Here is a 24,161-nt window from a genome sequence, read left to right on the forward strand (position 1 = left end):
TCACTGCGGTGGGGCCCCGCCCGGTGGGGACCGCCCCGTCTCACGTCACATAGCAGGGGAGTTCTCTCATGTACGACTACGACCTCCTGGTCGTAGGGTCGGCCAACGCCGACCTGGTGATCGGCGTCGAGCGCAGGCCCGCGGCCGGCGAGACGGTCCTCGGTTCCGACCTGGCCGTCCACCCCGGCGGCAAGGGCGCGAACCAGGCCGTCGCGGCCGCCCGCCTCGGCGCCCGTACGGCCCTGCTGGCCCGGGTCGGCGACGACGCGTACGGCCGGCTGCTGCTCGACTCGCAGCGGGCGGCCGGGGTCGACACGGTGGGCGTGCTGGTGGGCGGTGCGCCGACGGGGGTCGCGCTGATCACCGTGGACCCGTCGGGCGACAACAGCATCGTGGTGTCACCGGGCGCGAACGGGCGGCTGACGCCGGAGGACGTGCGGGCGGCCGCCTGCCTCTTCCAGACCTCCCGGGTGGTGTCGGCGCAGCTGGAGATCCCGCTGGAGACGGTCGTGGCGGTGGCGGCGAGCCTGGCGCCGGACAGCCGTTTCGTACTGAACCCCTCCCCGCCGCGCCCGCTGCCCGCCGTACTGCTCGCGGCCTGCGACCCGCTGATCGTCAACGAGCACGAGGCCAAGGTGCTGCTGGGCGAGGCCTACGACACGGCGTCCGGGCCCGAGGACTGGGCGCGGATCCTGCTCGCGAAGGGGCCGCGGTCGGTGGTGGTGACGCTGGGCGCGGAGGGCGCGCTGGTGGCGTCGGCGGAGGGCGGTGTGGAGCGCGTGCCGTCGGTGAAGGTGGACGCCGTGGACACGACGGGCGCGGGCGACTCCTTCACCGCGGCGCTTGCGTGGAAGCTGGGCACGGGTGCCTCCCTGGCCGAGGCGGCGGCGTACGCGGCGCGGGTCGGCGCGGTGGCGGTGACCCGGCCCGGCGCGCAGGAGTCGTTCCCGACGGCGGAGGAGGTCGAGGCGCTGCACCGGGCCGGCGGGGAGAGCGGACCGGGCGGCGCGGCCGGAGTGCCCCTGCGAGGCGAGGCCCTGTGAAGAAGGCCGGGATCCTCAACCGTCATCTCTCCGGGGCGCTGGCCGAACTGGGCCACGGGGACGGGGTGCTGGTGTGCGACGCCGGCATGCCGATCCCGCACGGCCCGCGGGTGGTCGACCTCGCGTTCAGGGCGGGGGTGCCGTCGTTCGCGGAGGTGGTGGAGGGCCTGCTGGAGGAACTGGTCGTGGAGGGCGCCACGGCGGCCTCGGAGGTACGGGAGGCGAACCCCGGGGCGGCGGGGCTGCTGGCGGGCCACTTCAGCGAGCTGGTCTACGTCTCCCACGAGCGGCTGAAGGAACTGTCGGCGGGGGCGCGGCTGGTGGTCCGGACGGGAGAGGCGCGCCCGTACGCGAACGTGCTGCTCCGCTGCGGCGTGTTCTTCTGACCGCTCACCCGTCGGCATACTTCGAGGGGCCCGGTCCGTCGACCAGGCCCCTCGGCTCACCCCCTCCATCAGAACCCCCGTGATCCCCCCAGATCCCCCTCCAGAAGTCCTGACGCCATGTGAGACACGCGGGGGGTGGGGAGGGTTGCGCGGCGTCCGAAGATTTTTCCGGTCGCCGGCGGGGCGGTCCTCTCCTAGGCGGAGGGCACGGCGGCCTCGGCCTCGGGGGCGGGCGGCAGGGGGTCGGAGACGAACGATCCCCGTGCCCTCACGGTCACCACCAGCCCCCGGTCCCGAAGGATGTCCAAGGCACGGCGGACTGTGCCCGGACCGACTTTGTACTCGTGCGTCATGGTCAGTTCGCCAGGCAGCCGGGTGCCCGGAGGGTACGCGCCGGAACGAGTCTTCCGGCGTCAGGAGATTCCGCAGCGTCGGTGTCGACCCCGTCACCGGCGAAGAGGCGTTCGTGGACGCACGGCCCGGCGGTCTCCTCGAGGAGCTGGCCGACGCGCACGCCCTGAAGGCCGCCGCCGTCCTCGTGACGGTCGTCGGCGTCGTCCTGGAGGGAGGCAGATCCTCGGACACCGAACTCGCCGCCTTCGTACCGGCGTTGCACGCGGCGCTCGAGGAGTGCGTCGGCATCATGGCGGCGGACGGAGAGCGGTGACACAGAGGGCCCACCGACCGCCGGGCTCCGGAGGTGTCACGGCGGTCAGGGCCCCTCAGACATTTGAGTGTGACTGTATGAGTTACGGTCCGCGTATTCCATTGCCATGGAGAATGGGACGACAGTAGAGGGGAAAATACTGGACTCCGAACAGGAGGTTCGCCATGTCCTCTCCACCGCCGATCGACGCGCGCAAAGCACTGGATTTCCTCAGATCCAGTGGTCTGGTCGATCTCAGCATGCCCCTGGAGCGTGTCGTCGGTCAGGTCAGCCAGCTGGACGATGTCGCAGGCTACGTACTGGCCTGGGAACGCTACGTGCTGGTCGTCGCCAGCGACGTAGCCGACGTCGCAGCGCCTGCAGACGTCTGACCTGCTGAACAAGGTGACTGCCGGGAGGAACACGGTGGAAGAAGGAGAACCCGGCGTCCGGTCATCTCGAAGGCGCGCGGTGGAGGACCGGGCTGTTGCCTGGCTCGCTGCGCGCCGGGCCATGCTGGACCCACGCAACGCCCAGCCGGGAACGGTACTGTTCACCCGCAAAGCTCTGATCGAGACGGCCTTTTTGGTGGGGTTGCGTGCCCGCCTCGACGGCACACCTCTTTCCGGTGACTATGCGGAAATTCTTGAACAGGTTCAGGACGTCGCGCGGCAACCCTCTTACCGAGAAATGGTCGCGCGGGACGAAAAAGCCCTCCTGCTGTATGCGGGGACGTACGCCGCACTGCGGCTCTGTGGCCGTGAGGACCTGGAATTCCGGCACCTCATCCAGCAGGCCACGAGCGGCGGGTACGCGGCGGCGTTCGAGCGAGTTCCCTATCGGCAACTGGATCTGCTGCACACCCTGTACCTGTGCGGGATCGAACACGATCTGTCCGCCTTGGACACGGTTCTGCCGTTCAGCATTCTGTGCCGGCGTCCGAATGTCCTCAAACTGGCCGACCGTGACGTCTACGCCATCACTCACACGCTGTTCTACGTCACGGACTTCGGCATGCGTGAGCCTGTATGGCCCCGCGGCTACAACCCTGGCGAGGCCGTCGAACTCCTCGAAGCACTCCTCGCCCTGGCCGAGGCACATGCGAACGCCGACTTGGTCGGGGAGCTGTTGTGCTGCCTGTACTGCCTCGGCATCACCGAATCGCAAGCGGCACACCGGGCCTGGGAGTTCCTGGAATCCGTCCAGGAGGACAACGGGCGCGTGAACGGGCCCGAGGGGATCCTCCACCCCGGACTGGACAGTGACGACGACGACTTCCGCCACTGGGCAGAGGGATACCACACCACCGTCGTCGCCGCCCTGGCCGGCCTTCTCGGGCGAAGCCCCCGACGCCTCGACAGGCCTCGCCCTGACCTGCCACCTGCGGATGTCTCCCTGACGGTGCCCCTCAGGCGCGCTGTTCTGTGGCTGTGCGACGAAAGCATGAGGAAGGACGCACGCCTGGGGCTGGCCGGAATCACGGCCGCCGCTGTCGGGGCCGCCGCGATCCGCGAACACCACGTCGTCCGGCCTGCGCTCGAGCACTACGCAGCGAGCGTCACCGACTGGCCCCCTGCCTTCTGGCAGGAACAGGGCATGGAAGTCGCGGGAGAGTTCGCCTTGGCCCTCCGCGCGGCGGGCGTCGGTTGTCCCTCCCTGGAACACTTCCTCAAAGCCACAGCCGACGTGGTCAGCTCACTCGACAGAATCCCAGCCGATGTCTCGGACAATGTGCACCGGCTGATCAGCCTCGGCTTCCTCAGCCCGTCGGCCGCCGCCATCCCTCGCCAGACCGTGCCGCACGAACGACACGGCTACCCGCTCCAGGCCGCTGTCTCCCTGTGCGAAGCGAGAAAGACCTACCACCTCGGCCAGATCGCAGCCACCATCCGCACCCTTGCCCGAGACGGATGGGGTCGTCACCGCATCACCCGGGACGCCGTCTCCTTCCTCATCGCCCAGCAGCACACGACAGGGGCGTTCGGATACCCCGCCTGCGACGACCGGACGACACGCGACCAAGCCCGGTACGCCTGGAGCCGAAGCGCAGTAACAGCCCTCGCCGCCGCCGCAGATCCTCCAGCCCTGCATCGGTGAGTGCTGTCTCAGAGCGATGGTCCGGTCGTCTCCGCGCTGTGCCGTTGATCCGGCGCAGGGGCACGGTCGCGCCGGGAGCCGCTGAGGAACTGTCCCGGTCCCCGTCCCTGGCCTTCACCGGCTCTGCTCGAGCCGGTGAAGGCTGTCAGGGACGGAGAACCGTGCTTCCCCCAGCAGTCCTGAGGTACGCGCCGAGGGTCTGGAGGGCGTTCCAGGCCTTCGGGTCGGTGCCGTCTCCGAGGGGATAGTGGAGGGCCGGGGACGGTGGTGAGCCGAGTGGGCGCGGCTGTGTGGCGATGGGTGGGCGGCCCGCGCGGGGAAGGCCGATCCTTTCCACGTCGCGTGATCCCAGGGTGAACGAGACCGGGAGGGGCGGGCCCTCCACCTGCGGCGGCAGGGTCAGGTCGGCGCGGGCCGCGCGGACGGTGGTGAGCATCGTCGTCAGGCCGTGTTCCGTGACAAGGGTCGCGGCGAGGGATTCCAGGGCGTCGAGAGGGACGTCCTGAGGTCGCTCGTAGCCGAGGGTGAGGTTGACCTCCTCGGCGACGCCGGCCGTCGTACGGGCGACGCGCTGCGTGGCGATGGCCGGACGGTCGGGGGCGCCCACGGCGACGAGTTGGGTGGGGGCGGGGGCCCGGTCCCGGGCGAGGTCGGTCAACTGGTGCGGTGACCAGGGCAGGTTGACCGGCTCGGCCGTGCCCCAGCCGACGGGCGGGGAGCCGGTGAGGTGCCGCCACGCCGCCTCCAGCGCACGGCCGAAAACAAGCCGCTCGCCGGGCACGTGCACCGTGCGGAACGCGAGGGTGAGCTGCCGGTGCTCGGTGGGAGCGGCTTCCGCGGTGAAGGCGTCGGCGAGGGTGCCGTCGATCGGCGCGAACGTACCGTCCCGCCAGCCAAGTCGCGCCCCGGACAGCCCGTCGTAGTAGCCGCCCTGCGGATCCTGCACGACCCAGCGATTGGGCGCCCCACCGAGTGCGGTGCGCAGGGGGAGGGTGAGGCATACGCGTGGGGGCGTGACGAGGTGGAGGGCGCGGTTCGACTGTGCCGTGGCGCGGAGGACGTCGGAGAACCAGGCGGTGAGCGGCAGGACCGGGCGGTCGGCCAGGACGACGGCGGTCGAGTCGGTCAGCGCGTCGACGATCGGGAAGTCCTGGGTTCCGTGAGGCTCGTCGGGGACGGTGACTCGGGTGGTGTGGGCTGTTCCGGGCGGCCAGGTGGTTCCACCGAGGAGCATGGTCAGGCGTCCGCACACGGATCCCGCCAGTGGCTCCGCCTCGGGGGCCGCCGTGGAGGCGCGTACCTCGGTCCACCAGTACGGCGCCTGCGGAGCGGCGGTCTGGGCACCCAGAAGGCGCCCTGCCTCACCCGGCACGTGGACGAGCAGCGGAGCCTCCACCGACACCAGCGGGCGGCCCTCAGCCGTGCACAGTTGGACGACCGCACCGTCATCCGTGGCCGTCAGTTCCAGGTCAGGACCACCGGCGTGCAGAGCGGCCAGCAGCGACGCCTGGTCGGGCATCTTCGGGGTGAGGGCGATGACGTCTTCGGTCATACAAGGCTGCCGTGTTTCCGGCGCAAGCGGTCGTCACGGTGTGAGGCAGCCATGGTCACCAGCATCCCGACCACTCTTCCAGGGCATCGAGAGAGGCACATTCCCGTGGCTCCTGCTCGGCAATGCTGCCGATTCCAGGGGAAATGGACTGCTGTGCAAGCCAAGGCAGGACACTCGCTGCTGAAAGGCCAAGGCCATGAGCCTCGCGCAATTTCAGAAGCCACTCTCGTCCAGCCTCGAAGGCCCGCTCGCCCGCCGCAGTCCGCGGCTCGTAGCCCGCCGCATTGTCCTCAGGACTGGCCCACACATAGCCGAGGGTCTCCCCCTTGTCCTGGACCGTGAAGTAGCGCACAGGCTGGTCGGTGGTCTCGTGGTACTCCTCTTCGGAGGGTGGCAACGCGGACCGGAGCCGTCGGGATCGAACAGGGACCTCGAACGTCCCCCATGCGTCGTCGTACGCGGGCCCCTCGATCCTGACGTCCTCGAAGCCGTGCGCCGTGGGGGTCGCATAGCGGTTCTCGTCGCCCGGTGTAGGGACACAGCCGAGAAGCTCCGTGATCTCTTTCAAGGCGAGCGCGAGACGCGGGGCGTTCTCGTCATGCACGGCGATCTGTTCGCGTCCCCGGGTGTCCACGGTCAGCCAGGCGTCGGAATAGGTCTCCAGCGTCACCGTCAGGAGACCACGCCTCCAGACGTCCGCCTGGATCGAGAAGAGTTGTTCAGCACGGTGCCAGGCCCCCTGTACGGACCACAGGCCAGGAACACGCACACGGACACCAACAGCGGCATCGCCGTACAGGGAGTCGGCATGTGCCGCGGCTGAAGACAGTGCGGTCGCAGGCGCGAGCGGGTCCTCCCCCAAGGGAATACCGACCTCTTGGAAAAGAAGCCCACGCTTGTCCCCCATGGAGCGTGCGGAGAGACTTGCCTCGGCGCCAGGTGCCGCGATGCCTACCTTGGCGAGGATGCTCCAAACCGCCACAGCCGGTTCCGCCGCACGCGAGGGCGCAACCCCTTGGTCGCCAGGAGCGATCTCCCAGGTCCAGTCACCGATGGGATCCGTGGTGATCACAGCATGCCCTTCCGCAGAACACCGCGCACACCGACCACGTCGATGTCCCAGCCCGTCACACCGCTCCCCCGTTGTCTGTGCGCCCCACAGAGCATCGAACGTATTATCGCATGAGCAGTTGCAAAGCGACGGGGTGTCAGACGGCCGCCGGATGTTTTCCGACATCCGGCGGCCGTCCGTGTGTTCGCCCGGTTGCAGGGTCAGAGAACGTGCTGGACGAACCTCTCCGCCGTCTCCGCCAGCACCTCGCGGCCGTCCCGGGCCCACAGCCCGTCGTTGAACAGTTCGACCTCGATGGAGCCGGTGTAGCCGGCTGCCTCCACGTACCCCAGCCACTCGCGCATGTCGATCGCGCCGTCGCCGATCTGGCCGCGGCCGTTGAGGACGCCCTCGGGCAACGGGGTCGTCCAGTCCGCCAGTTGGAAGGTGTGGATACGGCCGGAGGCACCCGCGCGGGCGATCTGGGCGGGGGCCTGGTCGTCCCACCAGATGTGGTACGTGTCGACCGTGACGCCGACCTGGTGGGCCGGGAAGCGTTCCGCGAGGTCCAGGGCCTGGGTGAGGGTGGAGACCACGCAGCGGTCGGAGGCGTACATGGGGTGGAGGGGTTCGATCGCCAGCTTCACTCCGTGGTCCTCGGCGTAGGGGCCCAGGACCGACAGGGCGTCCGCGATGCGTTCGCGGGCGCCGTGCAGGTCCTTGGAGCCCGGCGGGAGGCCGCCCGAGACCAGGACCAGCACCTCGGTGCCGAGGACCGCCGCCTCCTCGACCGCCCGGCGGTTGTCGTCCAGGGCCTTGGTGCGTTCGGCCGGGTCGATCGCCGTGAAGAAGCCGCCCCGGCACAGGGTCGTCACCGTCAGGCCCGCGTCGCGGACCAGCTTGGCGGTCGCCTCGAGGCCGTACGTCTGGACCGGCTCGCGCCACAGGCCGACGTTCGTGACGCCCAAGTCGTCGCACGCGGCGACCAGTTCGGGCATCGACAGCTGCTTCACCGTCATCTGGTTGAGGGAGAAGCGGGACAGGGAGCCGGTCACTGGGTCACTCCGTACAGGGCGAGGAGGGTCTTCATACGGTCCTCGGCCAGCTTCGGGTCGGGGAACAGGCCCAGGCCGTCGGCGAGTTCGTAGGCGCGGGCGAAGTGCGGCAGGGAACGGGCCGACTGCAGGCCGCCGACCATCGTGAAGTGCGACTGGTGGCCGGCCAGCCAGGCCAGGAAGACCACGCCCGTCTTGTAGAAACGGGTGGGGGTCTGGAAGAGGTGGCGGGAGAGCTCGACCGTGGGGTCCAGCAACCCCCTGAAGCCGGCCGTGTTCCCCGTGTCCAGGACGCGGACGGCCTCCGCCGCCAGCGGGCCCAGCGGGTCGAAGATGCCGAGCAGGGCGTGGCTGAAGCCCTGCTCGTCGCCCGCGATCAGCTCGGGGTAGTTGAAGTCGTCGCCGGTGTAGCAGCGGACGCCCTGCGGGAGCCTGCGGCGGATGTCGATCTCCCGCTCGGCGTCCAGCAGGGAGACCTTGATGCCGTCGACCTTGTCGGGGTGCGCGGCGATGACCTCCAGGAAGGTGTCCGTCGCCGCGTCCAGGTCGGACGAGCCCCAGTAGCCCTCCAGCGCCGGGTCGAACATCGGGCCCAGCCAGTGCAGGATCACCGGGTCGGCGGCCTGGCGCAGGAGATGGCCGTAGACCTCCAGGTAGTCCTCCGGGCCGGAGGCGGCCGCGGCCAGGGCGCGGGAGGCCATCAGGATCGCCTGGGAGCCGGATGCCTCGACGAGCGCGAGCTGCTCCTCGTACGCCGCCCGGACCTCGGCGAGGGAGGCCGGGCCGGTGAGCTGGTCGGTGCCGACGCCGCAGGCGATAAGGCCGCCCACCGCCTTCGCCTCCGCCGCCGACCTGCGGATCAGCTCGGCCGCGCCCGCCCAGTCCAGGCCCATGCCGCGCTGGGCGGTGTCCATCGCCTCGGCGACACCGAGTCCGTGCGACCACAGGTGACGGCGGAAGGCGAGGGTGGCGTCCCAGTCGATCGCGGCGGGCGCATCGGGGGTGGTGTCCGCGAAGGGGTCGGCGACCACGTGCGCCGCCGAGAAGACCGTACGGGAGGTGAAGGGGGCGCCGGTGGTGACGATGAGGGGTTCCGTGCGGGGTTCGTACGTCCTCAGGCCGCCGTTCGTGTAGGGCAGTCGGACGGTCACAGCGCGATCTCCGGGACGTCGAGGCGGCGGCCCTCGGCCGAGGACTTCAGGCCCAGCTCGGCGAGCTGGACGCCACGGGCGCCGGCGAGGAGGTCCCAGTGGTACGGGGCGCCGGCGTAGACGTGCTTGAGGAACAGCTCCCACTGGGCCTTGAAGCCGTTGTCGAAGTCGCCGTTGTCCGGGACCTCCTGCCACTGGTCGCGGAAGACCTCGGTGGCGGGGATGTCCGGGTTCCAGACGGGCTTGGGGGTGGCCGAGCGGTGCTGGACGCGGCAGTTGCGCAGGCCCGCGACGGCCGAGCCCTCCGTGCCGTCGACCTGGAACTCCACCAGTTCGTCGCGGTTGACGCGGACGGCCCAGGAGGAGTTGATCTGGGCGATGGCGCCGCCCTCGAGCTCGAAGATGCCGTACGCGGCGTCGTCGGCGGTGGCGTCGTAGGGCTTGCCGTTCTCGTCCCAGCGCTGCGCGATGTGGGTGGTGGCGATGGCCTGGACGGACTTCACCCGGCCGAACAGCTCGTGGAGCACGTACTCCCAGTGCGGGAACATGTCGACGACGATGCCGCCGCCGTCCTCGGCGCGGTAGTTCCACGACGGGCGCTGGGCGGCCTGCCAGTCGCCCTCGAAGACCCAGTAGCCGAACTCGCCGCGGACGGACAGGATCCGGCCGAAGAAGCCGCCGTCGATCAGCCGCTTCAGCTTGAGCAGGCCGGGGAGGAAGAGCTTGTCCTGGACGACGCCGTGCTTGACGCCGGCCGCGCCCGCGAGCTTCGCCAGCTCCAGGGCGCCCTCCAGACCGGTGGCCGTCGGCTTCTCCGTGTAGATGTGCTTGCCCGCCGCGATCGCCTTCTTGATCGCCTCCTCGCGGGCCGAGGTGACCTGGGCGTCGAAGTAGATGTCGACCGTGGGGTCGGCGAGGACGGCGTCGACGTCCGTGGAGACGTGCTCCAGGCCGTGCTGCTCGGCAAGCGCCTTCAGCACGTGCTCGCGGCGGCCGACGAGGATCGGTTCCGGCCACAGCACGGTGCCGTCGCCGAGGTCGAGGCCGCCCTGCTCGCGGAGGGCGAGGATGGAGCGGACGAGGTGCTGGCGGTAGCCCATGCGCCCGGTCACGCCGTTCATGGCGATTCGCACCGTCTTGCGGGTCACGTCGGTCCCTTCGTAGGCGTTGTACGCGGTTGTGCGCGCCGCGTACGCCTCTTCCTGATCAGCGTTACAGCAAGCGCTTTCTATCCAAGAAGAAGCTAGCCTCTGACCAGTGGTCCGGACAAGACCGTGTCCATCCCGAGTTGTTCGAGGGGGCGAACAGAGGGGGCCTGTGGCCTTAGGGTCTGCTCGACATGCCCGGACCGGTCCGCTCGGCGAACCCGGAACCGTGACCGCGGCCGGCCTGTCTACGTGGACGTATGAGGACGTACGACGAGATGCGCGACCGGAGGACGACGAGATGACGGTGACCCTGGCGGACGTGGCGGCCCGCGCGCAGGTCTCGCCCGCGACGGTGTCGCGCGTGCTGAACGGGAACTACCCCGTCGCCGCCTCCACCCGGGAACGGGTGCTGCGGGCGGTGGACGAGCTGGACTATGTGCTGAACGGACCCGCCAGCGCCCTGGCGGCGGCGACTTCCGACCTGGTGGGCATCCTGGTCAACGACATCGCCGACCCCTTCTTCGGGATCATGGCGAGCGCGATCCAGTCGGAGATCGGGGGGCCGGGCGGACGGGCCGGGGGCGAGCGGCTGGCGGTGGTCTGCAACACCGGGGGCTCGCCGGAGCGCGAGCTGACCTACCTCACCCTGCTGCAGCGGCAGCGGGCCGCGGCCGTGGTGCTGACCGGCGGGGCCATGGAGAACGAGCCGCACGCGACGGCGGTGGCGGCGAAGCTGCGCAAGCTCGGCGAGGCGGGGACCCGGATCGTGCTGTGCGGGCGGCCGCCGGCGCCGGACACCTCGGCGATCGCGCTCACCTTCGACAACCGCGGGGGCGGGCGGGAGCTGACCGAGCACCTGATCGGGCTCGGGCACCGGCGGCTGGGGTACATCGCCGGTCCCGAGGAGCGGACGACGACCCGGCACCGGCTGGAGGGGCACCGGGCGGCGCTGGCGGCGGCGGGGATCGAGGAGGATCCCCGGTGGACCGTGCACGGGCGGTACGACCGGCGGGCGGGGTACGAGGCGACGCTGGAGTTGCTGCGCCGGGACCCGACGCTGACGGCCGTCGTCGCCGCGAACGACTCCGTGGCGCTCGGCGCGTGCGCGGCGCTGCGGGACTCGGGGCTGCGGATCCCGGAGGACGTGTCCGTCGCGGGCTTCGACGACCTGCCGTTCAGCATCGACGCGGTGCCTTCGCTGACGACGGTGCGGCTGCCGCTGGCGGAGGCGGGGGCGCGGGCGGGGCGTATCGCGATGGGGCGTGAGGAGCCGCCGCCGGGCGGGATCGCGACGGTTCGGGGGGAGCTGATGGTGCGGGGGTCCTCCGGGGTGCCGCGGGGGTAGGGCGCCGTCGTTCCGGCGACGCGCCCTTGCGCGGGGTGGACGGCCCGGGGGCTTGCAGCCCCCCGACCCCCGCTTCGGCCCTGAACGGGCCTCGTCCTCGAACGCCGGACGGGCTGATGGGTGGCGGCCGGGGCCTGGAAGGGCCGGTCCCCGCAGGCCATCGATGGGCCGGGTGCGGGGGAGGGACCGCCGGGGTGTGGCCGGAAATCGCTGGCCGGTGCTCAGATGTGGCCTGATCGGTCGTGTACGGGTGACAGTAGTGACTATGAAGCTCGCCTTCTCCACCCTCGGTGTTCCCGGGCTGCCGCTCTCCGACGTGCTGCGGCTCGCGTCCTCTCACGGCTTCCACGGTGTGGAGCTGCGCGCCCATCCGGAGGAGCCGGTTCATCCGGGTCTGGGGGCCGCCGAACGGGCCGACGCCGCCGCCGCGTTCAAAACTGCGGGCGTCGAGGTCCTGGGCGTGGCCGGGTACACGCGCATGGCCGCGCCGGGGGACGACGAGCCCGTGATCGAGGAGGTCCGGGGGCTCGTCGGTCTCGCCCGTGACCTCGGGGCGCCCTTCGTCCGGGTCTTCCCCGGCGGGGTCGACGGCCAGACCCCCGCCGAGGCCGACGCCGTGGCAGCGCGCCGGCTCGGCACCGCCGCCGAGCACGCCGCCGACCTCGGCGTACGCATCCTGCTGGAGACCCACGACTCCCATCGCACCGGCGCCGACGCCATGCGCGTCCTCGGCCTGGTCGGGCACCGTCAGGTGGGCGCCCTGTGGGACGTGATGCACACCTGGCTGGGCGGCGAGCAGCCGCAGGAGACCTTCGCGGCGCTGTCGCCGTATCTCGGATACGTGCAGGTCAAGGACATCGCCTCGGCCGAGGACACCACCCCGCTGGCCCTGGGCGCCGGCGTGCTGCCCCTCGCGGACTGCGTGGAGGTGCTGTCACGGCACGGCTGGGACGGGTGGCTGTGCTGGGAGTACGAGAAGCGGTGGTACGCGGACGCCGAGCCGCTGGAGGGCCTGCTCGGCCCCGGGCGGGAGCACCTGGGCCGGCTGCTCAACGACTCGGCCTGAACGGTCCGTCAGGTCCGCTCAGATCCGCTCAGGTCCGCGTCAGGTCCGCGGCCGGGGCGCGAGCTTCGTGTCCGGGTGCAGGCACCACTCCAGCACGGCGGGCCAGGAGCCGTAGCCGGCGTCCAGGTCGAGGTGGGCCGCGCCGGGGAGGAGTTCGGCGGTGAGGCCCAGCGGGTCGCCGTAGGCCCGCTGGGCGCCCTCGGGGAGGTACGGGTCGTCGTCGCCGGCGACGAGCCGGGTGGGGTGGGGGAGCCGGAGCCCGTCGAGCGGCGGCGGCCCGAACTCCGCGACCTCCGGGTGGCGTGCGAGGACGGTGCCGGAGGGCGGGGACACCAGCAGCACCCGGTCGGCCTCCGCCACCCCGGGCACCTCCCGGGCCACGGCGTGCAGCCAGAGGACCGCGGAGAGGCTGTGGGCGAGGACGACCCGCTCCCGGCCGCCGTCGAACCCGGCGAGGTGCCGCTCCAGTTCGCCCAGCCAGACCTCCAGGGACGGGTCGTCGGGGTCCGGCAGCTGGGGGTAGGTGACGGGGTGGCCGAGCGCGGTGAGGCGGTCGGCGAGCCAGTGCTGCCAGTGGGCCCCGGGGCGGTGGTTCTGCCAGCCGTGCAGGATGAGGAAGGAGGGTGAGGTGGGCATGGCCCGATGATTTCCGACCGCGACTCACCAGGTCCAGTTAATCTTCTGCGGTGGAACCGTTAAGCGCCGCCTTCACCATCGATCTGCGCCGCCTCACCGTCCTGCGCGAGCTCCAGCGCCGGGGCAGCCTCGCGCGGACCGCCCAGGCCCTGCACCTCACCCCTTCCGCCGTCTCCCAGCAGCTCGCCGCCCTCGCCCGCGAGCTGGGCGTCCCGCTCACCGAACGCGACGGAAGAGGCGTACGGCTCACCGGCCAGGCCCGGGTCCTGCTCGCGCACGCCGACGTCATCGCCGCCCAGTTGGAGCGGGCCCGCGCCGATCTCGCGGCGTACACGGAGGGCGGCCGGGGCACGGTGACCGTCGGCTGCTTCTCCAGCGGCATCCTGGGCCTGCTGCCGGCCACGCTGCGGGCGTTGCGCGAGCGGCTGCCGCGGCTGCGGGTGGACGTCGTGGAGGCCGAGCCGCCGGACCTGTTCACCGCGCTGGACGGCGGGCAGGTGGACGTGGCCGTCGCCGTGGACTTCGCCGCCGCTCCCCCGCACACCGACCGCCGCTACACCCGCGAGAACCTCCTCACCGACGTACTGGACGTCGCCCTCCCGCCCGGTCATCCCCTCGCGGACCGTGCCGAGGTGCCCTTGCGGGAACTGGCCGCGGAGCCCTGGATCGTGGGCGGCGCGACGAGCTGCTGCGGGGCGGTGACCCGCTCGGTCTGCGCCGCGGCCGGCTTCACCCCCGACATCCGGCACGACGTCGGCGACTGGGCGGCGCTGGCCGCGCTGGTCGAGGCGGGGGCCGGAGTCGCCCTCGTCCCGCGCCTGGTGCGCCCGCTGCACGTCCACCGCGCGCTGGCGCTGCGCCCGGCCGAGGGCGAGCCGCCGTCGCGGAACGTCTTCGTCGCCGTACGGGCGGGGGCGGAGGGGGATCCGGTGCTGGGGGCGGTACGGGAGGAGCTGCGGGCCGCCGCGGCTGCGCTCACACCCGCGTGACGGCCTCCCGCGAGCGCGGCGGCTCAGGCCCGCCCGTGAGGGCCGTCTCCAGCGCGGCCGACAGCGCCGGCCTGCACCACAGCCGGTCCCCGTACGTCTTGGCGGTACGGCCTCGTGTACGTCCACGGGGTACGTCCTCGTCGTCGCCCCGGCCGGTGTCCTGCGGCGGCACCCGGCGGGTGCCACGCAGTCCTACCCGGCAGGTGTCACGCGGCCGTGCCCGGCAGGTATCGGGCCACCCGCTGCTCCAGCCGTTCCCTCCGCTCCGGCCACTCGGACGCCGTGATCGCGAACATCGCGGAGTCGCGCAGCCGGCCCTCCTCCCCCGGTGCCCTCGAGATGGACCAGTTGCGCAGCACGCCCTCGAAACGGGCGCCCACACTCGCGATGGCCGCGCGGGAGCGGTTGTTGCGGGCGTCGGTCTTCAGGTCCACCCGGGACACGGCCCAGGTCTCGAAGGCCTGCCGGAAGAGGAGCAGTTTGGCCTCGGGGTTCACGCCCGTGCCCTGGGCGGAGGCGGCCAGCCAGGTGAAACCGACCTCGACGGCGTCCAGCCTGCCGTCGCCCCGCCAGCTGCGCGGCTCGCAGTAGCCGGTGACGCCGACCGCCCGTCCGGTGACCAGGGACACCTGGGCGTACGCCGTGATCAGGCCGGAGGCCGCTCCGGCGAGCTTGTCGTCGATGTAGCCGCCGATCTCCCGGGCCGCCGGGACCTGGGTGTAGCCGTACGTCTCCCGGTCCTCCTCCGCCGCCACCGCCAGCTCGGCGGCGTGCCGGTGCTCCAGCGGCTCCAGACGCACCAGCGCGCCCTCGAGAACCGTCCCCTCCGGTATCGAGCTCACCCGATCAGACTCCTCCGCAGCTCGGCGAACGCCTCGTGGAAACCGGGGAAAGTCTTGCGGACGCAGCCGGGGTCGTCGAACGAGATTCCGGGGGTGCGCAGGCCGGTCACCGCGAAGGACATGACGATGCGGTGGTCGCCGTGGGTCCTGATCTCCGCGCCCGTGGGGGTGCCGGGGCGGATCTCGATCCAGTCCTCGCCCGTCGCCACGTCCACGCCCAGCCGACGGAGGTTCTCGGCGCAGGCCTCCAGGCGGTCGCACTCCTTCACGCGGGTGTTCGCGACGTCCTCGATGCGCACCGGCCCCGAGGCGAAGGGGGCGATCGCGGCGAGGGTCGGCATGGTGTCGGAGATGTCCCGCATGTTGACGGTGACGCCGTGCAGTTCGCCGGTGCCCTTCACCGTCGTACGGTCCATGCCGACGTCCACCAGCGCGCCCATCCGCCGCAGGACCTCCACGAAGCCGAGGTCGCCCTGGAGCGCCCCCTCGCCGAGGCCGGGCACGGTGACCTCGCCGCCGGTGAGCGCGGCGGCCGCGAAGAAGTAGCTGGAGGTGGAGGCGTCGGGTTCGATCGCGTACGTGGTGGCACGGTAGCCGCCCGGCGGGACCACGAACGTGTCGCCCTCCCGGCCGACCTCCACCCCGAACGCCCGCATCATCGCGAGGGTGATCTCCACGTACGGCACCGAGACCAGGTCCGTGACGGTGATGCGCAGGCCGGTGCGGGTGAGCGGGCCGAGCATCAGCAGGGCCGTCAGGTACTGGGAGGACTGGCCGGCGTCCAGCACCACCTCGCCGCCCTCCACGCCCGCCGCGGTCACGGTCAGCGGGTGGTGGCCCTCCGCCTCCTCGTGCCGCAGGTCCACGCCGAGGTCGCGCAGGGCGCGGGTGAGCGGGAGCAGGGGGCGGCGGCGCATCTGGGGCGAGGCGTCGAAGCGGTAGGTGCCGTGGCCGGCGGCGGCGAGGGCGGGCAGGAAGCGGGCGGTCGTCGCGCCGTCCCGGCAGTACACGTCGGCCTCGGCGACGGCGGGTCCCTGCGGGCGGCCGTCGACCTGCCAGCTGTCCGGGGTACGGCCGACGCGGTACCCGAGCCGGGTCAGCCCCTCGGCGAAGCCCTCCGTGTCGTCCGAACGCAGGGGCCGCTGCAGGGTGGTGACACCGTCGGCGGCCGCCGCGAGGAAGAGGGCACGGGCGGTGATGGACTTGGAACCGGGAATGTCGACGAGGGCCATGCGCTCATGATCCCGCGCGCGCCCCCTCGGATGTGGGCAAGTCCACGAGATGGACGAGGACTGATCGTCGGGCGCGGGAGACGGATCGATGGGCGCGGGAGACGGATCGGCGGGCAGGAGGAGACCGATCGGCGGGAAATCGGCGGGACCGAGGCGAACCGATCGGCGGGTGCCAGGACGAGTCGGCGGGCGTGCGGGAAGGGGCGGGGGCGCCGAGGGCTGATCGGTCGGCGGGGGACACGGATCGGCGCGCGCCAGTGGCGAGTCAGTCGGCGCCGGGAGACGGGCGGCCACGGGAGCGGAGGACGCATCGGGCGGTACGCGGGAAGGACCGGAGCGGGCCTGGGACGCATCGGCCGGCGCCAGGGCACGGCGCGACGGCCGCCAAGGACGCGCCGGCCGGCACGGGGAGACCCTCGCGCGCCAAGGACTGATCAGCCGGCGCCGAGGAGGGCCGGCAGGGGCCGGAGACTGACCAGTTGGCGCCGAGGAGGGCCGGCAGGGGCCGGTGACTGATCAGCCGGCGCCGGAAGACGGGGCGGCGACGGGAGACGGGGGCGGATCGGCCGGCGCGCGGGAAGGATCGGCGGGCGCCGTGGACGCGCCGGCCGGCGTGGCGGGTGTGTCGGTCGGGGGCGGGGACGGGGGTGTGGCTCGTACCGGGGACAGGGAGGTCAGGGCGACGCCGCCGACCAGGAGGGCCGCGGCGCACCAGCGCAGGGCGCTCACCGGCTCGCCGAGGAAGAGGGCCGCCGACGACATGCCGAAGACGGGGACCAGGAGGGAGAAGGGCGCGACCGTGGAGGCGGGATGGCGGCGCAGGAGCCAGCCCCATGCCCCGAAGCCGAAGACCGTCGTGACCCAGGCGACGTAGACGACCGTGCCGGCGCCCTGCCGGTCCAGGGCGCGCAGGGCCTCGTAGTCCCTGTCCGCGCCCTCCGTCAGGAGGGACAGGCCCAGCAGGGGCAGGACCGGGACCGTGCTCACCCAGACCATGAAGTTCAGCGGGTCCGGCGGGGACGCCTTGCGGGTGAGGACGTTCGACGCCCCCCAGCAGGCCGCTGCCGCGACGCACAGGGCGAAGGCGCCGAGCGGGCCCGACGAGCCCTCGTCCACCGCCGCGACCCCGATCCCGGCGAGGGCGGTCAGCATGCCCAGCGCCCGTACGCGGGACGGCCGTTCACCGAGGACGGCGAAGGCGATGACCGCCGTGAACACCGCCTGGATCTGCAGGACCAGGGACGCCAGTCCGGCGGGCATGCCCGCGTCCATCCCGACGAAGAGCAGGCCGAACTTCGCCACCCCCAGTACCAGGCCCACCGCCACGATCCACTTCCACGCCACCTTGGGGCGGCCCACGAGGAAGACCGCGGGCACGGCCGCCACCAGGAAGCGCAGGGCCGAGAAGAGCAGGGGCGGGAAGTGGCCGAGGCCGATCTCGATGACGGTGAAGTTCACGCCCCAGACGGCGGCGACGAGGACGGCGAGGGCGAGATGGGCGGGGCGCATGCGTCGAGGATCACCCGCACCGACCGTGAAGCACCAGCGATGATTGCTGCACGGTTGGATGTAGCAGAGCTAAGCATTGACCACGCCGTGTCCCAGCGAGGGAGGATCCCGTGCTCGATCTGCAACGCCTGCGTGCCCTGCACGCCGTGTCCGTGCACGGCACCGTAGGCGCCGCCGCCACCGCGCTCGGCTACACACCCTCCGCGGTGTCGCAGCAGATCGCCAAGCTGGAGCGGGAGACCAGGACCGTCCTGCTGGAGCGGGCCGGGCGGGGCGTACGGCTCACCGCGGAGGCGCTCCGGCTCGTCGACACCGCACAGGAACTGTTCGCCCTCGTGGAGCGGGCCGAGACCGAACTGGAGGAGCGGCGCGGGGTGCCGGCGGGGCGGCTGACGGTGGCCGCGTTCGCCTCGGCGGCGCGGGGTCTCATGCCCGGCGTGCTGGCCGACCTCGCCCGGCGGCACCCGGCTCTCGACATCCGGCTCTCGGAGATCGACCCGCACCTGTCCATCGACCTGGTGGCCAAGGGCGCGTTCGACATGGCGGTCGTGCACGACTGGGACATCGCGCCGCTGCCCGTGCCGCCCGGGGTCGAGCAGGCGGCGATCGGGGACGACCGGTGCACGCTGCTCGTCCCGGAGGGGCATCCCTTCGCCGGGCGGCCGTCGGTGCGGCGCGAGGATCTCGGCGGTGAGCGCTGGGTGTGCCAGCCGCCGGGACGGGTCTGCCACGAATGGCTCGTACGGACCCTGCGCGCGGCCGGTCAGGAGCCGGACATCATCCACCAGGCCGACGAGAACCCGACCCTGGTCGCCCTGGTCGCCGCCGGACTGGGCATCTGCCTCGTCCCCCGCCTCGGCCGCGGTCCGCTGCCCGAGGGCGTGGTCGAGGTGGCCCTCGACCCGACGCCGGTGCGGCGGCTGTACGCCCTGTGGCGCGCGGGCGCCGCGGGGCGCCCCTCGATCACCGAGACCGTGCGGGTGCTGCGGGAGCAGTGGGACAGGGTGTCGTCCACCCACTGACCGGCCGCCCGGTGCCGGCCCGGTGCCGATCCAGCCCGCCCCGGCCCGATCCGGCCCGGCACCGGGCGGCTCCGCGCCCCCAGCAGCACTCGATAGTAGCCATGGACATAATATCCATGTACCGTACTGAGCATGCCTACGACACCCGTGCTCGGCTCGTTCCTCCACCACGAGGAGGTCGGCGAGGAAACCGGTGAGGGAGCCGGCGCGACGGCCTTCGTGTTCCTTCACGGCAACCCCTCCTCCTCGCACACCTGGCGTCATGTCCTCCCCGGCATCGGCGCGGGCCGCCTCCTCGCGCCCGACCTCATCGGCATGGGGCGCTCCGGCAAGCCCGACCTCGCCTACACCTTCGACGACCACGCCCGTCACCTGGACGCCTGGTGCGACGCGCTCGGCCTGGACCGGGTGGTGCTGGTCGGGCACGACTGGGGCGGCGCCCTCGCCTTCGACTGGGCCGCACGGCACCCGGAGCGGGTGCGCGGCCTCGCGTTCTTCGAATCCATCGTCAAGCCGCTGGCCTGGGAGGAGCTGACCCCCCAGGCCCGGGCGCGCTCGGAGGCGATCCGGTCGGAGGCGGGCGAGGCGATGCTCGACGAGAACCTCTTCGTACGGCAGGCCTACACCGGCGGTGTCCTCACCCCGGCCTCCGACGCCGACCTGGCGGCCTACCTCGCGCCGTACCCGACCCGGGAGAGCCGCCGCCCGCTGCTGTCCTGGGCCCGCCAGATGCCGCTCGGTGGCGAACCTGCCGCGCTGGTCGCCCGTATCGAGGCGTACGACGCCTGGCTCGCGAAGAGCGAGGACGTACCCAAGCTGCTGCTGACCTTCGAGGGCTCGCCCACCCTGCTGATCGGGCCGGACACGGCGGACTGGTGCGCCACGCACATCGCCTCGCTGGAGACGGTGCCGTGCGGGTCCGCCGGACACCACGCGACGGAGGACCGGCCGGCCGAGATCGCGGCGGCGATCTCCGCGTGGGCCGACCGGCACGGCCTGCGCAGCACCGGCTGACCGCCGGGGCCCACAGGGAGCAGCCGGAACCCACAGGGAGCAGCCGGAGCAGCCGGACCGACCGCCCCACGAGCACATCCGTGCCCCTCGTACCCCTCATACCCTTCGTGCCCCTCCTGCCCCGGCTCCCGGAAATCCGTGCACCCGGGGGAACCCGTCACCCTCCCCGCCCGTCCAACCCGCGAGCCGCCGGACGAGTCACCTCGGTGCGGTGTCGGCCCTCGCTGCTGGCTGCGATCGCTGACCCACCCTCTCCGCCGCACCGCGGCCGGCGGTCATGCCGTCATCGGCGCGCCCCCCTCCAATGCGCCGATGGCGGCCCCCTCGCGGGTAGCGTGCGCCACGGATCCCTCCGGCGACGGATTCCCCGGTCAGCGGACCCTTTTCCGTCCCCGGACCCTCCGTCACCGGCTCCCTCCGGAAGGAGCGCGCATGCCCTCCCGACGTACCGTCCTCGCCGCCGGCGCGGGCGTCACCGCGGCCCTCGCCGTCGGCGGTGCGGCCCACGCGGACGACGCCCGCCCGGCCGCCCTCCTCTCCCGGATGACCCTGGAGGAGAAGGTCGGCCAGCTCTTCGTCGCGCGGGTGTACGGCCATTCGGCGACCGCGCCCGACCAGGCCGACGTCGACGCCAACCTGAAGGAGCTCGGGGTCCGCACGGCCGCCGAGCTGATCGCCCGTCACCGGCCGGGCGGCGTCATCTACTTCGCCTGGGCCCACAACACACGCGACCCGCGCCAGATCGCGGAGCTCTCCGACGGCATCCAGCGCGCCTCCCTGGAGCAGCCGCGGGGTCTGCCGGTGCTGATCTCCACCGACCAGGAACACGGCGTCGTCTGCCGGATCGGCAGGCCGGCCACCCTGTTCCCCGGCGCGATGGCCCTCGGGGCCGGCGGATCGGGGCGGGACGCCCGCACCCTCGGCCGGATCACGGGCCGAGAACTGCGCGCGACGGGTGTCCGTCAGAACTACTCCCCCGTGGCCGACGTGAACGTGAACCCGGCCAACCCGGTGATCGGCGTGCGCTCGTTCGGCGCCGATCCCGAGGCCGTGGCGGCCCTGGTCGCCGAGGAGATCAGGGGGTACCAGGCCGCCGGGGTCGCGGCCACCGCCAAGCACTTCCCCGGGCACGGCGACACGGCGGTCGACAGCCACACCGGCTTCCCGGTGATCACCCACACGCGCGCGGAGTGGGAACGGCTGGACGCGGCCCCCTTCCGGGCGGCGATCGCGGCCGGCGTGGACTCGATCATGACCGGGCACCTCCTGGTCCCCGCCCTCGACGCCTCCGGCGACCCGGCCACCCTCTCCCGCCCCATCCTCACCGGCATCCTGCGTGAGGACCTCGGTTACGACGGGGTCGTGGTCACCGACGCGCTCGGCATGGCGGGGGTGCGCACCAAGTACGGCGACGAGCGGGTGCCGGTGCTCGCGCTGAGGGCGGGGGTGGACCAGCTCCTCGACCCGCCCGACCTCGCGGTGGCCCGGAACGCGGTCCTGAGGGCCGTGCGGGACGGGGAACTCACCGAGGAGCGGCTCGACACCTCGGTGCTGCGGATCCTGCGGCTGAAGGAGAAGCTGGGGCTGCTCGCCGAGCCGTACACCGACCCCTCCGCCGTGGGCCGGGTGGTCGGCCGGCCCGAACATCTCGCCGAGGCGGAACGGATCGCCGAACGGACCACGACCCTGCTGGTCGACGAGGGCCCGCTGCTCCCCCTCTCCCCCCACGCGCACCGCCGGCTCCTCGTCGTGGGCGCCGACCCGGCCTCCCCCTCCGGCACCACCGGCCCGCCCACCGGCGTCCTGGCGGCCACCCTCAGCGGGCTCGGCTTCAGCGCGACGGCCCTGCCCACGGGCACGGACCCGTCGGCCGAGACGATCGCCCGGGCGGTGGCGGCGGCGGGCGAGGCCGACGCCGTCGTGGTGACGACCTGCAACGTCACCGCCGCGAGCGCGCAGCGCACACTGGTGGACCGGCTGACGGCGACCGGCCGCCCGGTGGTGGCGGTGGCCCTCCGCAACCCGTACGACGTGGCCCAACTGCCGTCCGTACGGGCCTGCCTGGCGACCTACTCCTGGTCCGACCCCGAACTGCGGGCCGCCGCCCGGGTGATCGCCGGAACGGTACGGCCTCAAGGACGGCTCCCGGTGCCGGTCCAGCGGGCGGACGACCCGGCACGCGTGCTGTATCCCGTCGGCCACGGACTGACGTACTGACGCCGGGCCCGCGCGAGCTGACGCACCGCCGACGGTGCCGTGCACACGGAAAGGGCCGTGGACGGCCGGGTGAAGTGCCCGGTGTCCACGGCCCTCTCGCATCCGGCCCAGCAACCAGCCCGTGGACTGTGCGCAGCTGGACCTTCGTGGTTCGCGAGATGCGCTCTCGTCGGCGTCGGCCAAACCCCAGGTTCACCAAAGAGAGCCAAGAAGCCGGATAGGAGCATTTTCGGTCACCTTCCACTCGCCTGGCGAAAAAGCTACACGGTCGGCAAGCAGCCACTCGAATCTACTTCGTGCTGAATTTCGCACCGCCGCAACCTCAAGTCTGGCTCAGAATTCGAGTCCACCCCTACCCGGCGTGGCATGTGCATGATTTTATGGGGATCCAAGTTGCCCACGGGGGCGACAGAAACGAAGGGCTACCATGGGAATCAGAAAGACCCGAGGTCTCACAGTGTCCGCCATCGCACTCGCGGCTCTCGCCAGCATGTCCTTACCCGCGTCCGCGGCGGATACCGATCCCGCCGAGCCGGTCGTCGAAATCGGAACAGCTCCACCCGAAGAGCCCCAGGAAACCGACCTGGCAGATCCCATCGAAGGCGAGCCGAACATTCCGGACATACCACCCACCGGAAAGCTCCCCAGCGAGTACTGCGACAAGTCGCACGTTTACATTCCCACGGCGAACCGCGGCAGGAAGCACAAGGGGGTGGGGCCGACCTTGTCGAACTACAATGGAAGTACACGCACGGCACGGTCCACCTTCACCTCGGAAGTCACTGGCGAGGTGGGCATCAGCCTAACCGGTGGGCTGTCCACGAGCGTTGACGTGATGGTCGCCAAGATTGAGTCCAAGTACGAGGTCAACCTCTCTCTGAAGTTGACCGCGAAACTGGGAAATTCCATCGCGGTCGACACCCCGTCGAAAAAGACCACCAATGCTAAGTACGGTGTTTATCGGATGAAAAATACCGGCACCAGCTACGTCATCTACAGTAACTGCCAAACCAGCGCCAAGAAGACCATTACCAGCTATACACCCTGGAGGGTTGGCTGGTACCTGTGGGAAGACTAACCAAGCACTCACGCTGGCGGCAAAGCGTCAAGACCGTCGTCGGGGTAACCTTGCTGATCGCGAGTTTCGCGGGTTGCACTGAGGATGACCAAAAGCCACCCGGGCCCCAGCACACCACCCCCTCGGTGACCCAGTCTGCCAGTCCGGGGACCAACAGATCAGAGCATGTCGAGGGGGAGTCCGTCACCGCCGCCCCCAAGCCGGTCAACACTGGTGAGGTGCTCATCAGTACCGCCTCACGTCACGGCAATGCAACTCTTGCATTGACGCATGGAACGAGTTCCGGGCCGCTCAGCATCCAGGTCAACTGTCAAGGGGCTGGAACCCTCGAAGTCGCTCTCGAGCCCGCAAACATCAGTTTTCCGCTGAAGTGCGTGGAAGGCGAGGTCAGCAGTACCTACAACGAGGTGTCCCTCAAGCGTGCCCGAGCTGAGGCACTGGTCCGTATCACGGCCTCGTCCACGGTTCGATGGGCCCTGACACTCGAGCAGTGACTGCATGGGCGCCACGCTGCCTGCCGTCCTCTGCGGCAGGCAGCGTGGCGCCTTCGTTTTTCCGGCGGAGGAGTAGTGCCGACGGCGGGGCTCAGTAGCGGGCCCAGCTCCAGCTGCCCTCGCCCCGGCCGACCGAGCCCTTCACCCGTACATGGCGGTGTCCGGTGTACACGCGCACCGTCTCGGACCGGTGGGTGTGCTTCCTCGTCTTGCGCACGGCGACATGGCCGCGCACCTGCAGACTGACCGAGATCTTCCGCTCGGTGCCGGGGCTGCGCTGGACGGTGTAGGCGCAGAGCCAGTCGCCGCTGCGGTAGACCAGCACGGAACCGGTGGCGAACGACAGGGTCCGCACCTTGCGGCCCGCGCACGGCGCGGACGCGGCCTGTGCGGCGCCCGGTGCCGCGAGCGCGAGCACCCCGGCGGCGGTCAGGACGGCCAGGACGACCGCCAGCCGTCGCCGCAGCGCACCCGGCACACCCCGCGCGTCTCTCCCCACGGTCCCGACCCCTCCCGCATGCGCCGTACGTGACCGTACGCGATTCCCGTACTGATGTACGGACGCACGACATATGTCGGATGGTTGCG

At 71.7% G+C, this 24,161-nt stretch carries 22 protein-coding genes and 1 pseudogene; 12 read left to right on the forward strand and 11 right to left on the reverse strand.

Annotation, left to right across the window (positions count from 1 at the left end; all coding sequences use genetic code 11):
* Positions 1-68 precede the first annotated feature (68 nt).
* Together ACFY2L_RS05735 and rbsD are read left to right on the forward strand one after the other, a co-directional pair.
* Entirely contained in the window at positions 69-1,043 is a 975-nt protein-coding gene (locus ACFY2L_RS05735; RefSeq protein WP_390821572.1) for a ribokinase, read from the forward strand.
* Positions 1,040-1,429, forward strand: a complete 390-nt coding sequence (rbsD, locus tag ACFY2L_RS05740; protein WP_390660043.1) for a D-ribose pyranase — start codon at positions 1,040-1,042, stop codon at positions 1,427-1,429. The genes ACFY2L_RS05735 and rbsD overlap by 4 nt, the downstream gene beginning before the upstream one ends.
* A 308-nt stretch (positions 1,430-1,737) precedes the next feature.
* Here the strand turns inward: rbsD and ACFY2L_RS05745 are convergent.
* A pseudogene (locus ACFY2L_RS05745) lies at positions 1,738-1,782 on the reverse strand (hypothetical protein); the annotation flags it as partial.
* 113 nt (positions 1,783-1,895) lie between these two features.
* Here ACFY2L_RS05745 and ACFY2L_RS05750 point away from each other — a divergent pair.
* From ACFY2L_RS05750 to ACFY2L_RS05760, 3 genes are all read left to right on the forward strand, one after another.
* A complete protein-coding gene (locus tag ACFY2L_RS05750) occupies positions 1,896-2,096 on the forward strand; it encodes a hypothetical protein (protein WP_390821573.1) in 201 nt (66 codons plus the stop codon).
* A 164-nt stretch (positions 2,097-2,260) separates the two neighbouring features.
* Positions 2,261-2,467: a hypothetical protein gene (locus tag ACFY2L_RS05755; RefSeq protein WP_390660046.1), complete on the forward strand. Its 207-nt coding sequence runs from the start codon at positions 2,261-2,263 to the stop codon at positions 2,465-2,467.
* A gap of 34 nt (positions 2,468-2,501) precedes the next feature.
* Entirely contained in the window at positions 2,502-4,172 is a 1,671-nt protein-coding gene (locus ACFY2L_RS05760) for a DUF6895 family protein (RefSeq protein WP_390821574.1), read from the forward strand.
* A gap of 145 nt (positions 4,173-4,317) precedes the next feature.
* On the opposite strand, the gene ACFY2L_RS05765 is transcribed toward ACFY2L_RS05760, so the two are convergent.
* The 5 genes from ACFY2L_RS05765 to ACFY2L_RS05785 all read right to left on the reverse strand — a co-directional run bounded on the left by ACFY2L_RS05765 (position 4,318) and on the right by ACFY2L_RS05785 (position 10,129).
* A complete protein-coding gene (locus ACFY2L_RS05765) occupies positions 4,318-5,724 on the reverse strand; it encodes a DUF6177 family protein (protein WP_390821575.1) in 1,407 nt (468 codons plus the stop codon).
* 55 nt (positions 5,725-5,779) lie between these two features.
* Positions 5,780-6,796: a hypothetical protein gene (locus ACFY2L_RS05770; RefSeq protein WP_390660049.1), complete on the reverse strand. Its 1,017-nt coding sequence runs from the start codon at positions 6,794-6,796 to the stop codon at positions 5,780-5,782.
* A 200-nt stretch (positions 6,797-6,996) separates the two neighbouring features.
* Entirely contained in the window at positions 6,997-7,794 is a 798-nt protein-coding gene (locus ACFY2L_RS05775) for a sugar phosphate isomerase/epimerase family protein (RefSeq protein WP_390660275.1), read from the reverse strand.
* Positions 7,795-7,826: 32 nt separating this feature from the next.
* Entirely contained in the window at positions 7,827-8,981 is a 1,155-nt protein-coding gene (locus ACFY2L_RS05780) for a dihydrodipicolinate synthase family protein (RefSeq protein ID WP_390821576.1), read from the reverse strand.
* On the reverse strand, positions 8,978-10,129 hold the full coding sequence (locus tag ACFY2L_RS05785; RefSeq protein WP_390821577.1) for a Gfo/Idh/MocA family protein: 1,152 nt from the start codon (positions 10,127-10,129) through the stop codon (positions 8,978-8,980). The genes ACFY2L_RS05780 and ACFY2L_RS05785 overlap by 4 nt, the downstream gene beginning before the upstream one ends.
* A gap of 298 nt (positions 10,130-10,427) precedes the next feature.
* Here ACFY2L_RS05785 and ACFY2L_RS05790 point away from each other — a divergent pair, with 298 nt between their 5' ends.
* Positions 10,428-11,474: a LacI family DNA-binding transcriptional regulator gene (locus ACFY2L_RS05790; protein ID WP_390660052.1), complete on the forward strand. Its 1,047-nt coding sequence runs from the start codon at positions 10,428-10,430 to the stop codon at positions 11,472-11,474.
* A 265-nt stretch (positions 11,475-11,739) separates the two neighbouring features.
* Positions 11,740-12,540, forward strand: coding sequence for a sugar phosphate isomerase/epimerase family protein (locus ACFY2L_RS05795; protein ID WP_390660053.1), 801 nt, complete (start codon positions 11,740-11,742; stop codon positions 12,538-12,540).
* A gap of 39 nt (positions 12,541-12,579) precedes the next feature.
* Here the strand turns inward: ACFY2L_RS05795 and ACFY2L_RS05800 are convergent, their stop codons facing one another.
* The gene (locus ACFY2L_RS05800) at positions 12,580-13,176 is read right to left on the reverse strand and encodes an RBBP9/YdeN family alpha/beta hydrolase (RefSeq protein ID WP_390660054.1); all 597 of its coding nucleotides are present in this window, start codon (positions 13,174-13,176) and stop codon (positions 12,580-12,582) included.
* Positions 13,177-13,226: 50 nt separating this feature from the next.
* On the opposite strand from ACFY2L_RS05800, the gene ACFY2L_RS05805 reads away from it, so the two are divergent.
* Entirely contained in the window at positions 13,227-14,165 is a 939-nt protein-coding gene (locus tag ACFY2L_RS05805) for a LysR family transcriptional regulator (protein ID WP_390660055.1), read from the forward strand.
* 206 nt (positions 14,166-14,371) lie between these two features.
* On the opposite strand, the gene ACFY2L_RS05810 is transcribed toward ACFY2L_RS05805, so the two are convergent.
* The 3 genes from ACFY2L_RS05810 to ACFY2L_RS05820 all read right to left on the reverse strand — a co-directional run bounded on the left by ACFY2L_RS05810 (position 14,372) and on the right by ACFY2L_RS05820 (position 17,748).
* Positions 14,372-15,007 carry a GNAT family N-acetyltransferase gene (locus ACFY2L_RS05810; RefSeq protein WP_390660057.1) on the reverse strand — a complete coding sequence of 212 codons (636 nt, stop codon included), beginning with the start codon at positions 15,005-15,007 and terminating at the stop codon, positions 14,372-14,374.
* Complete coding sequence (aroA, locus tag ACFY2L_RS05815) at positions 15,004-16,239, reverse strand: 3-phosphoshikimate 1-carboxyvinyltransferase (RefSeq protein WP_390821579.1); 1,236 nt, start codon at positions 16,237-16,239, stop codon at positions 15,004-15,006. Before aroA ends, ACFY2L_RS05810 begins: the two co-directional genes overlap by 4 nt.
* Before the next feature lie 516 nt (positions 16,240-16,755).
* Complete coding sequence (locus ACFY2L_RS05820; RefSeq protein ID WP_390821580.1) at positions 16,756-17,748, reverse strand: EamA family transporter; 993 nt, start codon at positions 17,746-17,748, stop codon at positions 16,756-16,758.
* A 110-nt stretch (positions 17,749-17,858) separates the two neighbouring features.
* Between ACFY2L_RS05820 and ACFY2L_RS05825 the strand changes: the two genes are divergently transcribed.
* From ACFY2L_RS05825 to ACFY2L_RS05840, 4 genes are all read left to right on the forward strand, one after another.
* Complete coding sequence (locus ACFY2L_RS05825) at positions 17,859-18,770, forward strand: LysR family transcriptional regulator (RefSeq protein ID WP_390660060.1); 912 nt, start codon at positions 17,859-17,861, stop codon at positions 18,768-18,770.
* 132 nt (positions 18,771-18,902) lie between these two features.
* Positions 18,903-19,784 carry a haloalkane dehalogenase gene (locus tag ACFY2L_RS05830; RefSeq protein WP_390821581.1) on the forward strand — a complete coding sequence of 294 codons (882 nt, stop codon included), beginning with the start codon at positions 18,903-18,905 and terminating at the stop codon, positions 19,782-19,784.
* A 432-nt stretch (positions 19,785-20,216) separates the two neighbouring features.
* The gene (locus ACFY2L_RS05835) at positions 20,217-22,001 is read left to right on the forward strand and encodes a glycoside hydrolase family 3 protein (RefSeq protein WP_390821582.1); all 1,785 of its coding nucleotides are present in this window, start codon (positions 20,217-20,219) and stop codon (positions 21,999-22,001) included.
* Positions 22,002-22,458: 457 nt separating this feature from the next.
* On the forward strand, positions 22,459-23,079 hold the full coding sequence (locus ACFY2L_RS05840; protein ID WP_390660063.1) for a hypothetical protein: 621 nt from the start codon (positions 22,459-22,461) through the stop codon (positions 23,077-23,079).
* A 585-nt stretch (positions 23,080-23,664) separates the two neighbouring features.
* On the opposite strand, the gene ACFY2L_RS05845 is transcribed toward ACFY2L_RS05840, so the two are convergent.
* Positions 23,665-24,072 (reverse strand): hypothetical protein, encoded by a 408-nt coding sequence (locus tag ACFY2L_RS05845; protein WP_390660064.1) that lies wholly within the window; start codon positions 24,070-24,072, stop codon positions 23,665-23,667.
* Between the last annotated feature and the right edge of the window lie 89 nt (positions 24,073-24,161).

It is taken from the genome of Streptomyces sp. NPDC001381 (genome assembly GCF_042895685.1).
In the GTDB taxonomy this organism is placed as follows: domain Bacteria; phylum Actinomycetota; class Actinomycetes; order Streptomycetales; family Streptomycetaceae; genus Streptomyces.